The 17,078-nt window shown below is 43.1% G+C and carries 13 protein-coding genes; 9 read left to right on the top strand and 4 right to left on the bottom strand.

Going from position 1 to position 17,078, the window contains the following annotated elements; all coding sequences use genetic code 11:
- The 6 genes from tkt to G327_RS0117975 form a co-directional block, all read left to right on the top strand.
- The coding region (gene tkt / locus G327_RS0118000; RefSeq protein ID WP_019616202.1) for a transketolase at positions 1-1,515 on the top strand (1,515 nt) is incomplete at its 5' end.
- Positions 1,516-1,600: 85 nt separating this feature from the next.
- Entirely contained in the window at positions 1,601-2,359 is a 759-nt protein-coding gene (udp, locus tag G327_RS0117995) for a uridine phosphorylase (RefSeq protein WP_019616201.1), read from the top strand.
- Positions 2,360-2,552: 193 nt separating this feature from the next.
- Positions 2,553-4,784, top strand: coding sequence for a primosomal protein N' (gene priA, locus G327_RS0117990; RefSeq protein WP_019616200.1), 2,232 nt, complete (start codon positions 2,553-2,555; stop codon positions 4,782-4,784).
- A gap of 277 nt (positions 4,785-5,061) precedes the next feature.
- Positions 5,062-6,033 (top strand): helix-turn-helix domain-containing protein, encoded by a 972-nt coding sequence (locus G327_RS0117985; RefSeq protein ID WP_019616199.1) that lies wholly within the window; start codon positions 5,062-5,064, stop codon positions 6,031-6,033.
- A gap of 143 nt (positions 6,034-6,176) precedes the next feature.
- Positions 6,177-7,394: a serine hydrolase domain-containing protein gene (locus G327_RS0117980; protein WP_019616198.1), complete on the top strand. Its 1,218-nt coding sequence runs from the start codon at positions 6,177-6,179 to the stop codon at positions 7,392-7,394.
- Positions 7,395-7,562: 168 nt separating this feature from the next.
- A complete protein-coding gene (locus G327_RS0117975; RefSeq protein WP_019616197.1) occupies positions 7,563-8,309 on the top strand; it encodes a hypothetical protein in 747 nt (248 codons plus the stop codon).
- Positions 8,310-8,411: 102 nt separating this feature from the next.
- Here G327_RS0117975 and G327_RS0117970 read toward each other — a convergent pair whose 3' ends face one another.
- Complete coding sequence (locus G327_RS0117970) at positions 8,412-10,070, bottom strand: FAD-dependent oxidoreductase (protein WP_019616196.1); 1,659 nt, start codon at positions 10,068-10,070, stop codon at positions 8,412-8,414.
- 191 nt (positions 10,071-10,261) lie between these two features.
- Here G327_RS0117970 and G327_RS0117965 point away from each other — a divergent pair, with 191 nt between their 5' ends.
- The 3 genes from G327_RS0117965 to G327_RS0117955 are packed head-to-tail and all read left to right on the top strand — an operon-like array spanning position 10,262 to position 11,497.
- On the top strand, positions 10,262-10,567 hold the full coding sequence (locus G327_RS0117965; protein WP_019616195.1) for an ArsR/SmtB family transcription factor: 306 nt from the start codon (positions 10,262-10,264) through the stop codon (positions 10,565-10,567).
- Between the two features lie 31 nt (positions 10,568-10,598).
- Positions 10,599-11,021, top strand: a complete 423-nt coding sequence (locus tag G327_RS0117960) for a YeeE/YedE family protein (RefSeq protein ID WP_019616194.1) — start codon at positions 10,599-10,601, stop codon at positions 11,019-11,021.
- A complete protein-coding gene (locus tag G327_RS0117955; RefSeq protein WP_019616193.1) occupies positions 11,021-11,497 on the top strand; it encodes a YeeE/YedE family protein in 477 nt (158 codons plus the stop codon). The genes G327_RS0117960 and G327_RS0117955 overlap by 1 nt, the downstream gene beginning before the upstream one ends.
- A 27-nt stretch (positions 11,498-11,524) precedes the next feature.
- Here G327_RS0117955 and G327_RS0117950 read toward each other — a convergent pair whose 3' ends face one another.
- From G327_RS0117950 to relA, 3 genes are all read right to left on the bottom strand, one after another.
- Complete coding sequence (locus G327_RS0117950) at positions 11,525-13,120, bottom strand: GGDEF domain-containing protein (protein ID WP_019616192.1); 1,596 nt, start codon at positions 13,118-13,120, stop codon at positions 11,525-11,527.
- A complete protein-coding gene (locus tag G327_RS0117945) occupies positions 13,117-14,568 on the bottom strand; it encodes a hypothetical protein (protein WP_169337247.1) in 1,452 nt (483 codons plus the stop codon). The genes G327_RS0117950 and G327_RS0117945 overlap by 4 nt, the downstream gene beginning before the upstream one ends.
- A 245-nt stretch (positions 14,569-14,813) precedes the next feature.
- Positions 14,814-17,027, bottom strand: coding sequence for a GTP diphosphokinase (gene relA / locus G327_RS0117940; RefSeq protein ID WP_019616190.1), 2,214 nt, complete (start codon positions 17,025-17,027; stop codon positions 14,814-14,816).
- Positions 17,028-17,078: the final 51 nt, after the last annotated feature.

The following is a 17,078-nucleotide window of genomic DNA, read 5'->3' as shown; positions in this document are numbered from 1 at the left end:
ATGGAAGGTATCTCCCATGAAGCTTGTTCTTTAGCGGGTACTTTAGGTCTTGGTAAACTTGTTGCATTCTGGGATGACAACGGCATCTCTATCGATGGTGAAGTTGAAGGCTGGTTTACAGATGATACTCCGGCACGTTTCAAAGCATACGGCTGGCATGTTATCTCTGTTGACGGTCATAACAGCTCCGAGATTAAAGCTGCAATCACTGCAGCTAAAGCGGAAACAACTAAACCTACAATTATCTGCTGTAAAACAACTATCGGTTTTGGTTCACCTAACAAGCAGGGCACACACGACTGTCACGGTGCTCCACTAGGTGCTGATGAAATTCTTGCAACACGTAAAGCATTAGGCTGGAACTACGGTGATTTTGAAATCCCTGCAGATATTTACGCTGACTGGGATAATAAAACAGACGGTCAGGCTGCGGAAGCTGCCTGGGATGAGAAATTTGCAGCTTATGCATCTGCATTCCCTGAATTAGCATCTGAATACAAGCGTCGTATCAACAGCGAAATGCCTGCAGACTGGGCTGAAAAATCAAGCCAGTACATCAGAGATTTACAAGCTGACTCAGCTAACATTGCAACACGTAAAGCATCACAAAACTGTATCGAAGCATTTGCGCCTATGCTGCCTGAACTGCTAGGCGGCTCTGCAGATTTAGCACCGTCTAACTTAACTATGTGGTCTGGTACTAAAGCAATTACAGCTGATGATGCATCTGGTAACTACCTGCATTACGGTGTACGTGAATTTGCTATGTCAGCAATCATTAACGGTATGGCACTGCACAAAGGTTTCGTTCCTTACGGCGCAACATTCCTGATGTTTATGGAATACGCGCGTAACGGTTTACGTATGTCTGCATTAATGAAGCAGCGTGCTATCCAGGTATTTACTCATGACTCAATCGGTCTTGGCGAAGATGGTCCTACTCACCAGCCGGTAGAGCAGATTGCCAGCCTGCGTTTAACGCCGAATATGAACACATGGCGTCCATGTGACAGTGTTGAATCGGCGGTTTCATGGAAATCTGCAATCGAGCGCACTGACGGCCCTACATCACTTATCTTCAGCCGTCAAAACCTTAAGCCGCAGCCGCGTGATGCACAGCAGCTGAGCGATGTTGCTAAAGGTGGTTACATCTTATTAGATAGTGAAAAAACACCTGAAATCATCTTAATTGCAACGGGCTCTGAAGTTGAATTAGCCGTACAGGCACACGCTAAGCTGACAGCTCAGGGTAAAGCAGTACGTGTTGTTTCTATTCCTTGTACAGATGTTTTCGAAAAACAAAGCGCACAATACAAAGAATCTGTATTACCTTCTGCTATTGCTAAGCGTGTTGCAATTGAAGCAGGTATTGCTGATTACTGGTACAAATATGTAGGCCTGAACGGCAAAGTTATCGGCATGACAACATTTGGTGAATCAGCACCAGCTGAACAGTTATTTGAAATGTTTGGTTTCACAGTTGAAAATGTCGTTGACGCGGCTAATAGTTTATAAACCCTAAAAATATCAACAGACGAAGCACAAAGGCAAACAGCCTTTTCGTCTGTTGTAACCACAATTTACTCAAAGGAGTTTTACAATGTCAGATGTATTTCACTTAGGCTTAACCAAAAAAATGTTAGACGGCGCCAGCTTAGCAATCGTCCCAGGCGATCCTGAGCGTGTTAAAAAAATTGCTGAATTAATGGAAGGTGCGACTTTCCTTGCAAGTCACCGCGAATATACCAGCTACCTTGCTTATATCGATGGTAAAGCCGTGGTTATCTGTTCTACAGGTATCGGCGGTCCTTCTACTTCGATTGCAGTAGAAGAGCTGGCGCAGTTAGGCGTAACAACTTTCTTACGTGTTGGTACAACAGGTGCAATTCAACCACAGGTAAATGTTGGTGATGTTATTGTAACTCAGGCATCTGTACGTCTTGACGGTGCAAGCCTGCACTTTGCACCAATGGAATTCCCTGCGGTAGCTAACTTTGAATGTACAACTGCAATGGTAGCAGCTTGTCGTGATGCTGGTGTTGAACCACATATCGGTGTAACAGCTTCTTCTGATACCTTCTACCCTGGCCAGGAGCGTTACGATACTGTTTCAGGCCGTATCACTCGCCAGTTTAAAGGTTCTATGCAGGAGTGGCAGGATCTTGGTGTACTTAACTACGAGATGGAATCATCTACGTTATTCACTATGTGTGCATCACAAGGCTGGCGTGCAGCATGTGTTGCCGGTGTTATTGTAAACCGTACTCAGCAGGAGATTCCTGATGAAGCGACAATGAAGAAAACTGAAGTTAGCGCTATTTCAATTGTTGTTGACGCGGCTAAAAAATTACTAGTTTAATCCTTTAAAACCTCTCCTTTTAAAGGATAAAGAGCCACCTAAGGGTGGTTCTTTTATATCTGCCGTATAAGGCTTTTCTCAATTTATCCCATCAAGTTTTATTTTTTATTCAAATCCCGACAGCAGCCCTTTTTGTTTAACTCTCAGGTTCAAAAACGTTACAATGTTTTTTTACTTTTAACTGATTGAGTTTATGAGCCAGCCTATAATTTGTCGTGTTGCACTGCCGATTCCACTACATAAACAGTTCGATTATTTACTGCCGGACTATCTGTTAAAAACCGATATAAACAGCCTGACTGGTTGTCGTGTACGTGTTCCTTTCGGCGGTAAAAGACAGATGATCGGCGTAATTTGTGAAGTTAATCCGCACTGTGATTACGCTGTAGACAAACTAAAAGCGATCAGCCAGCTGATTGATCAGCAGCCTCTGTTAAGCGAAAACCTCTGGTCACTGCTGCGCTGGGCTTCTTTTTATTATCTTCACCCTTTTGGAGATGTCTTTCAGCAGGCTGTTCCAACTCAATTACGCCAGGGCAAAGAAACCGCTTTTAAAGGCAGTGAACACTGGCAGTTAGGCGGCTCTGATTTTAATTTAGATGATTTTAAACGGGCTAAAAAACAACTTGAGGTTTTATCACTGCTGCAGAACTCCTGCTTATCCACTCAAGCGCTTAAAGAACAAGGGGTCAGCCGCCCTACTCTCAAGATCCTGCAGGATAAAGGGCTCATTGAATCCGTAGAGCTTCAGCCCAGTACAAATACAAACTGGTCAGATTCATTCTCAGAAAGTACACAAAAGCCGAATTTAACCCCGGAGCAAGCCATTGCTATCAGTGCAGTTAATCAGCAGGCCGGCAAATTCAAATGTTTTTTATTGGAAGGTATTACCGGCAGCGGCAAAACTGAGGTTTATCTCAATATCATTAACCCCGTACTTCAGGCCGGCAAACAAGCCCTGATAATAGTACCAGAAATAGGTCTGACACCACAGACAGTCAAACGTTTTCAGGCACGCTTTAATGTACCCGTTTACCTAAAGCACTCTGCTTTAAATTCTCGTGAGCAGCTCGATACCTGGCTGCATGCTAAACAGGGCAGCGGCGCAATTATCATAGGCACACGCAGTACGGTGTTTTCTGACTTTAAAAACCTCGGCATTATTATTCTTGATGAAGAGCATGATGCCTCTTTTAAGCAGCAGGATGGTTTTCGCTACCATGCCCGTGATTTTGCGATTAAACGCGCTTCGTTAGAAAGGATTCCCGTTGTATTAGGCACGGCAACGCCTTCCCTGGAAACACTGCATAATGCATTACAGGGGAAATACCAGCATCTGCATCTTACTGAACGTGCCGGTAATGCTAAACCACCAGCCAGCAGCTTAATTAACCTGGCAGGTCTGCCGCTGAAATCCGGCTTATCACCGCAGTTAATCGAGCTGATGCATCAACATCTGGCCAGAAATAATCAGGTGATTTTATTTTTAAACCGCCGTGGTTATGCGCCGGTTTTAATGTGCCATGAGTGCGGCTGGTTAGTAAAATGCCAGCGCTGCGATGCCTTTTATACTTATCATAAATCCGCAAATTATCTGCACTGCCACCACTGTACTTCTACCCTGCCTATCCCGAGGCAGTGTAATGACTGCGGTTCAACACAGTTAATCTCAACGGGGGTCGGCACAGAGCAGTTAGAAGAATCGCTTAATGAGATCTTTCCTGAGCATGCCGTTGTACGTATTGACCGGGATAATACCCGTAAGAAAGAGAGTTTTAATCAGTATTTGACCGATATTAATAACGGTAAATACAAAATCCTGCTGGGTACGCAGATGTTAGCGAAAGGCCATCATTTTCCAGATGTAACTTTAGTGGCATTAATTGATGTGGACGGCGCCCTATTCTGTAATGACTACCGTGCCAGTGAACGTTTAGCCCAGCTGTTTACCCAGGTCGCCGGACGTGCCGGACGTGAAGAGAAAAAAGGCCAGGTAGTACTGCAGACCCATCACCCGGAGCACAGTTTACTGCAGGATCTGGTCAATAACGGTTATCTGGAATTTTCACGTAATGCCCTGCAGGAGCGCGCATTAGCTCAGTTGCCACCCTGTTCATTTCAGGCTTTATTGCGCGCAGAATCCGACAACGCAACCTTAGCTGAAAACTTTTTAGCTTTGTGTAAGCAGATACTCAATCAGGTCAGTGAGCAGAATAAAACCGCGCAGCGAGTCTTAATTCTAGGGCCAATTCCAGCTTCAATGGAACGTCGAGCCGGAAAATATCGTTTTCAGTTATTAATACAGAGTGATCAGCGCAGCTTGATTACAAAAACCTTAAACCAGGCATTACATAAGTTAGATGCTCTGCCGGAAGGCCGTAAAGTACGCTGGTCTATTGACGTGGATCCGATCGATTTTGTATAGTTTGTCAGCATGAACCGTGCCCTGTATGCTTTCTGAGCATACAGGGAGTTCGTAAAACAGCGTATGCAAAGCACAGTGGCTATGATTTTTCTTTACACCCCGCCTTCCCAGTTGCTTCAATACTCTCACTTAAGTTCTAGAGTATAATTATTTACTTGCTAGTCATTATTTCATTCCCTGATTGAACTTATTCATTTCACGCTATGTCCAAGCAGAGTTAATTAATGACAAAAACACTGCTTTTTTCATTTGAGGACATTCGCTATAGAGGTTTTATATGTCACGCAGATACGCACTCAGTCGTGCATGCATAGCATTGCCGTTTTTAAATATAATGAAACAACATGGAAAGGATCCCCAAATAGTCCTCGCTCAGTTAGGGCTTGGCAAGCAGGATTTTGAAAATAAACAGCTTTACTTACCCGCATACTCCTTAGGCCATATTCTTGATTCTAGCGCTCAGTTGACCAAGTCTGTTGATTTAGGCTTTGTGCTTGGCTGCTCTGATGAAATGATGGATATACACCCTCAGCTTATGGAACTGATTGAGCAGAAGGAAACATTATTAGACTGTTTAGTCACCTTGGCTCAACTGCAATACTTACAAGGATCGCATTTTGGTTTTGAACTTGAGTACGTGAATAGTGAATTACGAATTTATCATTCGAGTGCCTTACTTTCATCAAATCGAGGATTCAAGCATTCACATCTTTTCACAACGGCACGAATCATCAAGTTTTTAAAACAATACAAAGGTGCAGAGTGGAAGCCTGATTATATTGCCTTAGAGCCCAATATTTCTGACACCTCCCAACTGGCAAAAAACACGCGCATGGGCCGAGTTTTATGCTGCATGGATAGAAGTTATATTCCAGTCACTTACAATTTAGATGCTGCACGAATACCGCTTCCCAATTACAGCCCTAATTTATCTATAAAAGCGCTGCAGCAAATCAAAGTGGTAGTTAACGCGTTGTGGAGATTAGAAAACTTCAATCTAGACTTATTATCACACTTATTCGGCCTTTCAGAGCGAACTATTCAGAGGCTATTCAGCGATGACGGCAGCTCATTTAGAGACTACCTAAATAACATAAAAATAAACAAAGCCAAGCAGCTTCTATTACAAGGCAGCAGTGTTAATAAAGTCGCAGAGCAGCTTCATTACACTGAACCTGCAAACCTAACACGAGCAATGAAAAAGCAGATCGGATTAACACCTATGCAGTATATCAATCAGTACAAGTAGACACCATTCTCCCTCTACGACACCTAGTTAAACATACAACTCATTGAAAAAATAATGTCAGAAAATGATAGGGAGTTTACCTATCATCTCCCTTAAGATTCCTGAATACAAAAAAACATCCCTAACAACATCAGGAGTTACCAATGTTTAAAAAGTCTTTAATCGCAGCTGTAGTAGCCTTCAGCAGCGCAAATGCAGCAGCTATCACGACGGAAGAACGTCAAAAATATGTTGAAGATTTTGGCATGGTCAGTTTCATGTACCCAAGCGAACAAGCATCTTGGTATTGGGAAAACCTTGATCAAGTATTACCAACTGCATCGGTAAAAAAAGCAGGTGTTGCCCTGCCGCTTGAGCGAGCATATATCAATTCAGACCTGGTATACAACGCGACATTTAACGATACAAAATTAAACGATCTATTTAATGGTGAAAATCCCTCTTTAAATTCAATGATGATCGTTCAAGACGGTAAGGTCATTTTCGAAAAATACAACATTCCAGCTAATACTAAGCATGTATGGATGAGTAACGCAAAACCTACCGCTGGTCTACTAGTCGCGATGCTGGAAGCAGAAGGTAAAATAGATGTCAGCAAACCACTAAAAACCTACATTCCAGCATTAACAGGCAAAGACTGGGGAGATGTTGCAGTCATTGACGTACTTAACATGCAGTCAGGTATGGATCACGAAGAGAACGATGCCGCCCGTGCGAATCCAAATTCCTGGATCACCAAGATGATGTTAGCAGAAACGGGTGAAGCGAAAGATTATTACGACACATTAATCAATATCCCTAAAGCCAAAGCACCGGGCCAGGCATTTGAATACAGCTCGGCTAATACTCAGATGCTGGCACTACTAGTATCAACGGTCGAAAACAAAACGTTCTCAGAAGTATTTGAAGAAAGAGTCTGGGCAAAGGCCGGTATGACAGGCGATTCTTACTTCACATTGACACCTGACGGCTATGAAGTCGCACACGGGTTATTTAACTCTAACATCGAAGACATGGCTCGTTTTGCAATGCTATTCACCGACTCATGGTCAGCGACAGCTAAAGAGCAGATAGTCCCAGACTCTATAGTGAAGCATATTCAACAATCAGTTAAGCCTGGCATTTATAAAGAGAGCCCTGCACACACTGGCTTTATTGGTATGTTCCCTGATGAACCAATTGGCGGCAGCTATCAGTTTGACGCCGTATTTAAAGATGGGGATCTTTATAAAGGCGGTATGCGTGGTCAAGGTTTATACGTTTCTCCAGACAAAAATACAGTAGCGGTATGGTTCAGTAACCGTGTTGAAAATCACAATGTTGCTGGTTACATGCGCGGTTTCATAAAAGATATGAAATAGGTTACCCCTCATTATCAATGCCTGCTAACAGCATCCCTGATAGCGGGTAGATCTTTGTAACGGCAGTTTATTTACATCATAAAAGATTTCACTATGAAAGCCCCGTGGTGATGAATAAACAGCTAAATTTTATTCTAAACAATTACTACACTATTCATCGAGTATATAATGACATTTAAAAAAATTATTGGTACAGCACTGGCTGTCAGCATGGTAACACCATTAGCTATGGCTGAAGAGCAAGATTTTGATGCCTCGGATATGACACGTGCAAGCAGTACTGCGATTGTAGGCTTAAGCAACAAAGGCGATGTTAAATTAACGGGCTCATTATCTTACGCATTTGACAATGGTCAGACAGCGATGACGTTATTAGAGGGGACGATGGATAGAGACGGAGCTTATCAAGATGCCCGTCTTCAATATTTCCATGTATTTAGCTTTGACAATGCGACGACACCTCGTATCGCTGCATCACTTGATATAATTGACAATGATATGTTTACCAGTGCGGCTCTAGGTGGTATTGCCATGATTCGTACCCCTGCTGATTCATTGACATTCTTTGCCCGCGGTGCTGTTCTAGCCGGTGAATACGACGAAGATTTTGCCCGCAGCTATGGCGTCGATGATAGCAGTATTACAGGCGGTTCAGCTGCGCTTTACGCCGTATGGAAAACCGGTGAAGACGGCACATTTCTCGCAGCCTACCCTGAGCTAACTTACCTTGGTGGTGATCTAGAAGTTAGTACAGTAAAAACAACATTAATGGTTTCTACACCATTCTCTGCTGATGGCAAGCGCTGGGGACAAGTTAAGTTTGATACTACGACAGGCAGCATTGAAAGCAGCTCTAAAAAAACAGAGATGGATTCAGAGACATCTGTATGGTTCAACTATAAAGTATTCTTCTAACACCTAAAGTTTGAAAACAGCTATAAAGTACTTTTTTGAATGAAATTGTATAACAACTAAAAAGGGAAGCAATGCTTCCCTTTTATCCATAGCTGACAGCAGTTAATAATTAAACGCCTTCCAGGTTTTAAAGCCGCCGCTTAAATTTTTCACTGTATAACCTAAGTTAGTTAATAAACGTGATGCTACATGACCACGTAATCCTACCTGGCAGTAAATTAATATCTCTTTGTTTTTATCAAGCTTGATCAAGTTAGCACGCAGCTCATCCACCGGAATATTAAATGCCCCCGGAATAAGGCCCATATTACTAACTTCGGCTTGTGTACGTACATCCACCAGCATCTGCTTATCAGAAAGCGACTCAAGCTCTTCGCTATGGAAAATAACTTCATCACCTTTCATTACATTCGATGCCACCAGGCCGGCCTGGTTAACCACATCACGTGCAGAGCCGAACGGAGGTGCGTAACATAACTCTAAATCCTGCAGATCATACACAGTTAAACCTGCACGCTGCGCAACAGAGATAACATCAATACGTTTATCAACACCATCCTTACCAACCGCCTGCGCACCTAAAATAGCACCTGTTTCAGGATTAAACAGCAGTTTTAAAGTCACCGGATGCGCGCCGGGATAATAACCCGCATGACTTGCGGCATGTACATAGACTTTCTCATAGGGCATGGCTTTACGCTGCAGTGTTTTTTCGCTGAGGCCGGTAGAGGCAACTGCTAGGTCAAACACCTTACAAATTGCAGTGCCCTGTGTCCTTTTATAGCTTTCAGCGGCACCAAAAATATTATTAGCGGCTAAGCGTCCTTGACGATTTGCAGGGCCGGCTAGCGGTGCCAACATTGCATCACCTGTTACAAACTCAGGATCTTCAATAGCATCACCTACAGCGAAAATTGAAGCATCACTGGTCTGCATAAACTCATTTATTTTTATACCGCCTAACTCACCAGTTTCTAAGCCAGCTTGTTCGGCCAGCGATGTTTCCGGCTTTACGCCTACCGCCATAATGAGCAGATTGGTTTCCAGTGTGGAGCCGTCGTTGAGTCTCAACGTTAAAGATTTATCAGCGGGTGCACAGGGGGCTGTTTCCTGCAGTGCTTTGCCCAGCTTTAATTCAACTTTTTGTAACTGCAGTTCTTCATGCAGGACGGCTGCAATTTCCATATCAACGGGTGCCATCACTTGTGGTGCAAGCTCAACGAGCGTAACAGCAATTCCTCGAAAACGCAGTGCCTCAGCCATCTCTAAACCAATAAAGCCACCGCCGCATACCGTAGCATGCTCAGGTTTATTGATTTCAATTGAACTGATAATGGCATCCATATCAGGCACATTACGTAAAGTGTGAGTTAAATGGTTGTCTATACCGGAAATAGGGGGAACAAATGGACCAGCCCCCGGGCTCAATACCAGGGCGTCATATGACTCGGTGTAGGTTAGTTCTGCGACAGTATCTCTAACAGTGATAGTTTTAGCTTGTTTGTCGATAGCCAGCACTTCATTATGCACCCGAATGTCAACATTAAAACGGTTATTAAAACTATCCGGCGTCTGCAGCAGCAGCTTATCTCTTGAGTCAATTTCGCCGCCTATATGGTACGGAAGACCACAGTTGGCAAAAGAGATGTACGGACCTCGTTCAAATACAATAATCTGTGCACTTTCATCTAAACGTCGTGCTCGAGCGGCCGCCGATGCACCACCGGCAACACCGCCGATAATTAATACTTTTTTAGCCATTGTTTACTCCGAAATGTTTTCATTCATGCAGAACTACAATAAAAAATAGTACTTTGCCTTAAGGTTAAAGTACGTTATGAATTAATAATAAACATTTGAATTAGCAAAGTCTAATTTATATTTATCTAAATTACCATTTGCTAATGTAACGATCTGAGGTACACTTCAACTTAATGAGACAAGGAATAACAATGAAAAATAAATTAGCACTGATACATGAAAAATCCGGCGAAGTAAGTGAAATACTGAAATTAATGGCTCATAAAGACCGGATGGTGGTGCTATGTCTGTTATCCGATGGCGAAATGAGCGTAACCGAATTACGTAAACACACACAATTAAGTCAATCAGCATTCTCACAGCATTTAAGCGTTTTAAGAAAAAACAACCTTGTTACTGTCAGAAAAGAATCACAGCAGGTTTTCTATTCCATTGCAGACTCGCGGGTCAGCCTGTTATTAAACGCTCTGCAGCAGGCTTTTTGTCCAACAGAGTAGACACATTACCCTTATTAGTTCGGAGATATATATGGAGAATTTTTCCCCCTGGTCAGCTTTAGCAGGCGGCGCACTGCTTGGACTGTCAGCGGCAGTTCTTATGCTTTTTTCTGGAAAGGTAGCTGGTATCAGCGGCATTATCAGTGGTTTATTCACCAGGAAAAAAAAAGAGTTCAGCTGGCGTTTAGCTTTTCTTACGGGCATGGTATTAAGTATGTTTATTCTGCAGCCTTTTTCAATCGATCTTCCTGAGCTGATCAAACAGCCTGTTCTTTCTATCATAGCAGCCGGTTTTCTGGTTGGGTTCGGCACACGTTTGAGCAACGGCTGCACCAGTGGTCACGGCATCATAGGTTTAGGACGATTTTCGAAACGTTCAATAACAGCAACCCTGATATTTATGGCAGCGGCAGTTATCGTCGTTTTTATCCGCAGCCGCTTAGGAGTTTTATAATGTTTACAATTCTGGTTGGACTGATTTGCGGTGCTTTATTTGGATCCGGTATGATCATCTCAGGCATGGTAGATCCGGCTAAGGTAATCGCTTTTTTAAATATAAGCGGCGACTGGGATCCTAGTCTTATGTTTGTAATGGGCGGCGCACTTGCCGTTTTTACACCTATTTATCATCTACTGATAAAAAAACGCAGCAATGCATTAAACGGAGAAAAATTAAGCTGGGCATCAAATAAACAAATTGACGCGACATTAATAACCGGATCAGCTATTTTCGGTATAGGCTGGGGACTGGCTGGTTTTTGCCCCGGACCGGTTATGGCCAGTCTGGGAGGAGGCTCATCCACTATTATGATGTTTCTTGCCAGCATGTTAATTGGTATGACAGCGGCTAAATATTATCTGCGCGGTGCTTTCCCCCTGCCTTTTCTAGGGCGGTATAAAAACAGCATTCCCTCTCAGGCAAGCAAGTGATTTTATCTGATTATCTCATGCGCACTATCATGACAATATATCGCAGTCGGCGGGCCCTTCATTGAAACAAAAAAGGTTTCTGCCCTGCTCCTTTGCCTGATACAGGGCACTGTCGGCACGCTTTAACAACATATCTCCAGACTCATCAATAGATTTAACAGCGCCTCCGATACTTATCGTCAAAGGACGTCCCGGGAGCAGATCCATCCAGTCAGCTGATTCAATACAATCGCGTAACCGCTCTGCCAGAAGAGAAACTTTTAATACTGAGGTTTCGGTCAGCAATACCAGAAACTCCTCTCCGCCATAACGTATTACACTGTCAATTTTGCGCACTTCCTGCAGCAGCAGTGATGCTAAACGTTTTAGAGCCAGATCGCCGACCTGATGTGAAAAATTGTCATTCACTGTTTTAAAATAGTCCGCGTCAATTAATAACGCGGCATAAATTCCCGTTCTGTTCTGCAGCTCTGCATCTAACCAGCGGCGGTTAAATACCTGTGTTAAAGGATCGGTAAATGCATCCTGCTGTAGACGTTCAACAAGCGAAAAGTGCCCTTCAACCTTTTGCTTTAAATGCATATTCTCCTGTTGAGTACACTGAATGGTGAGCAGACGCTCCATTCTTTCCAGCTTTTGAGAACAGTTACAGTTGAGATTACCAACAGATATTTTATTAATTAACAACAAGTGCAGTTGATGCGCTTTCTGCTCACACTCCAACGCTTTATCAAAATCATCAATACCGGCATAAGCATCACTTAACGCTTCATGGATATTTAATTCTAATAAAAAACTGCTGTTTCCGGCACTGTTAACCAGCAGCATTCCTAATAACCGGATACCTTTCTGCGCATTATCAGAAGCAATAAAACACCAGCCTAACTCCAGCTGGATCAGATTTCTGACCCCATTTTCCAGACCTTTGGTCACCAGTTCTTTGGCTAAACGGATAGCGGCTAAAGCTTCGCGAATATTACCTTTTTTACGCTGAATTATTGCCTGGTACAAATGAGTAAGCGCTTTAAATTCAGCAGTTCCCGATACAACCTCATCATGTTTACAGGCATCTAAATATATCTGCGCTTTATCTAATTTGTGCACAGAAATACAGCTGGCTATAAGATGAAAGCTTAATCTTGCACGAACAACTGCTGAACTCATACTCTGCGTAAGGGATTTAGCTTTATAAAAATATTTAAGAGCACCGCAATGATCACCTATAATCTGCAGCTGCCGACCGATACCCAGCAGTGCTTGTACGAAATAATTAACGTCACCTAATTCTGCACTATAAGCCCCGACCTTTAACCAGCCTTCGGCGGCTTCCTGATACAAGCCTGCATCATGCCGGCGGTTACTTAATTCTGCCAATATCTGTAATTTATCAACCGAGTGAGTATTGACAGAAAAACTACAGCAGCCGTACTCTACAGCCGGTAAAATTTCTTCATCTTCACCTAAGTCAGTAAGAATCTCCGATAAAAGAAACTCTCCACGCAGTTTTTCCCTGTCCCTCTGATCTTTATCATCAATAAACTGGCGGCATAAAAACAGCGCACGATTGGCCTGCTGCTCCTGAACCTCCTGATGAACAGGTCGTAAATGTGATGCGCTTTTCATAAATTACAGCCCTCTTTGTTGTCTAAATAACTTAAAAAGTCTGCCGGATAAAAATGCTTTACAGTATGTGTATGGTTATTCTCTTCACCTCTCCACCAGGGGAAAGCAGCCAGCATAGCCGTTAATGAGTCGTACATTTTAGACTGCTGCCCGGATTCCAACTGAAACAAAATAGCCAGACAGCTGTTTTTAAAGCGGGTTATCACCTCATGAGAACGGCATAAGGCATGCGCAAAGGGGAAAAAAGTGATCAGATCTTTTTCATTATTGAGTTCAAAAACAAATACGTGGCTATTTTTATGAAGCGAAGCCCGCTCACAGGAGTACAGCCAGATTGAAGATTCTCGAAAAGCAGTAAAGCCGCTTTCCCTGACATCAAATGCCTCTGCTTCTAAACGTTCGATTAAATGCTGAGCTTTATTATTCAGCAGTTCGACTGTTAAGTTACATTTATCTTTACCTAAAGCAATACTCTGCACCTGTAAGAATTTAACTTCATATTTACGATATTTTTTATAATAGCGAAGTGCGCACTCTATCTGAACTAAGTGTTTTTCCAGCTCAAAACGCTGCCGGTAGAGTTTCGCCAGCAGCTCAAACTGGTTAAAACGTAAAGCGGTACTTTCAGCTGTATCTAACAGCTGGCGGGCTTTATCAAAGCGAAGCTGTTCAACTGCTACCTGCGCAGCACAGATTGGAGGTGAGGTTTCCAACCAGCTTTTTCTGCTGGAAACGGTAATACTTAAAGCTTCATGAGCAGCTAGTTCAGCTTCACTCAGCCGACCCAAATTTAATAATGCCTGGCATTTTAACTCCTGTATCTGCGCGCGCCAGGCAAGATCCTGACAATTTTGCAGAAAAGATTCGGCTTTATCTAATACTTCTAACATTAACGAATACTGATCGAGAGAGCATAGGGAGGACGCTAATAAAATTGCACTTTTTCCTGCCAGAAAGTTAAGTTCAAACTGCTCAGCCAAAGTCATCGCTAAAGACAGCGCAGAATAAGAAAGTTCGCTTTCCTGATTAATGCGCCAGATATTTGCAACACCAATTAATGACTCTATCTGCACCGGCAGCTGATTATGGACCAGCGACTTTTCCATCGCCATATTCCAAAAATGATGTGCCGAACGGAAACGGGCTAAGCCCCAATGCTGCAGAGCGTAGATATGATAAAGTTCAGCTAAGTATTGAGATTCAAATTCAGGAAGTAATAATTGTTCAGCACGTTCGCACAGGCGCAGGCCTTTTTTATACTGCATAAGATGCCAGGAAATGCGCGCCAGCTGTATGGTCGCCAGCAGCTGTGCACAGCCGTCTCCCTGCTCTTCAGCTTTAGAATATGCTTTCAGTACTTTTTTCTCTGCCTGTTGTGGTTTTTCCACAATTAAGTTTTCCAGATTCAGCAAAGCCAGTACGATATCGGACTGTAAATCAATAACCATTCTATCCTTAGCCAGGTTAATCATAATCTCACCAAATCTATCACAACAAGATAAACTGTTGCTAACCTTTTTCTGATTATTTGATCATTACTTGAAGTGAGGCGGCATTTATTCCCGGTATTAACAATTAATTTGAAAGGATAGAAAATCAGACGGTAATAAAAGCCGAGGGGTTGGCACAATATAAACGAGGAAAGTCCCCCTATGCTTAAGGGCATAGGGGGGGCAGTTCAAATGTTTATTGACTACAAGCGGCGCACATCAGAGACATCTTTTAACTGTTTTAGCTTAGTCAGTAATTTACCTATTTCATCACTGTTATAAACTTCTAAATTCATATCAATAATCGCAGACTGATTTTTAATATTAGTCATACTGTTAACCCCCAGCAAATTGACTTTTTCATTAGATAACAGAGTAGTAATATCTTTTAATAAGCCGCTGCGGTCACTTGCTTCAAGACGCAGCGTTAATGTATAACCGGAAGAATGTGCATCTCCCCAGGCAGCTTCAATAATACGTTCAGGATGAGCATCACGCAGATCCGCAAGCTGTTCGCACTCTTGACGGTGCACTGAAATCCCTCGCCCCTGGGTAATATAACCTTCAATAAGCTCCCCGGGAATCGGCTGACAGCAGCGCGCAATGCTATGCATTAAATTACCGACACCATCGATAATAATATTATTACCCGTCGATTTAGGGGTAAAACTCTTCTTACGTTTCTGTAATGCTTCAAGCGCGGCTAAATCCTGCTGCTCTAATGTCTGCTGGTGATAGTGATTATCTAAAAAATGCACCAGCTGATTGATACGCAGGTCCCCATTCCCGACTCCCGCAAAAATATCATCATCTGTGCCGACATTAAAACGTTCAATGGCTGGAGTTACATCGCTTAGTTTTAATTTTACCTTGCTCAGCTCAACCTCTAACAGTTCACGCCCGGCCTGTACATTTTTATCCCGGTCCTGCTTTCTGAACCAGGTGGCAACCTTGTGTCTTGCCCGCGGGGCATGAATATAACCAAGATTAGGATTAAGCCAGTCGCGGCTCGGGTTAGGTTCTTTCTGAGTTAGAATTTCAACCTGATCACCGGTCTGCAGCTGATAGGTAAAAGGCACAATATGATTGGCTATTTTTGCACCAATACAGCGGTGTCCAACCTGGCTGTGAATATAATAAGCAAAATCCAGCGGTGTTGCTCCTGCCGGCAGGTCGATAACTTCACCTTTAGGAGTAAAAACATAAACCCTGTCGTCAAAGACCTGGCTGCGGATTTCATCAACGACATTCTCACTGTCCGTGATATCTTCCTGCCAGGCGAGAAGTTTACGTAACCAGGCAATTTTCTCTTCATAACCGCCCGAGGCTTTACCGCCGGCACTGCCCTCTTTGTATTTCCAGTGGGCGGCCACACCGAGTTCAGCATCATCATGCATCTGCTGGGTACGAATCTGTACTTCTATCGCTTTACCTTCATCACCGAGCACTACAGTATGAATAGACTGGTAACCGTTCGCTTTAGGGTTAGCGATATAATCATCAAACTCGCTGGGAATATGACGCCACTGGGTATGAATCGCCCCTAACGCGGCATAACAGTCCTGCAGCTGCTCAACAACAACCCGTACTGCACGCACATCATAAAGATCTTCAAACTGAAGATCTTTTTTATCCATTTTTCGGTAAATACTATAAATATGCTTGGGGCGTCCGTAAGCCGTTCCGTGTACATGCATCTCTTTGAGTGAATTTTTTACGTTATCAACAAAATCCTGAATATAGTTTTCACGGTCAATACGTTTTTCATCAAGCTGCTTAGCTATTTTTTTATAAACTTCCGGCTGCAGGTATCTAAATGAAAGATCTTCCAGCTCCCACTTTAACTGGCCGATACCGAGACGGTTGGCCAGCGGCGCATAAATTGATGATATCTCACGAGCCACTAGTACCCGCTTCTCTTCATCGGCATGTTTAACCTGACGTAAATAACAGATCCGCTCAGCTAGTTTGATAACTACAGCACGCACATCTTCAACCATAGCTAATAACATATGACGTAGATTGTCGACCTGAGCAGCGCTACTTTTCAAAGGCCCCTGACTCTGCAGTGCACGAATACCTTCCATATCCGTGGCACCATTAACTAATTTAGCAATGCGCTTCGCCCACAGTTCATCAACCTGCTCCTGTGTTAATATCTTATGGTCCAGAAGTGGGAATATTAAGGCGGCATTCAGGGTATCCATATCCATATTCAGCGTAACCAGGATCTCAACCATCTCTGTACCCAGCTCTAACAGCGGAAGCTGCTCCGGCTGGACACACAAAGCAATTATTTTTTCATAATTGTTTAATAAAACTTTCTGATCCGAACCACTCAGGCCCAGTGTGGTCACCCATTTATTCGGATCTTTTTGTGCTGTTTGATAAAAATGCGTATCTCGAACTGAAACCATTAAACTAACTCCGAAATAAAGAAAACACGATATTCTGCATATAAGAAATCA

This window comes from Psychromonas ossibalaenae ATCC BAA-1528, from assembly GCF_000381745.1.
Lineage (GTDB): Bacteria > Pseudomonadota > Gammaproteobacteria > Enterobacterales > Psychromonadaceae > Psychromonas > Psychromonas ossibalaenae.
The sequence above is the reverse complement of the archived record's forward strand: the minus strand, read 5'-3'. Positions and strand labels throughout refer to the sequence as shown.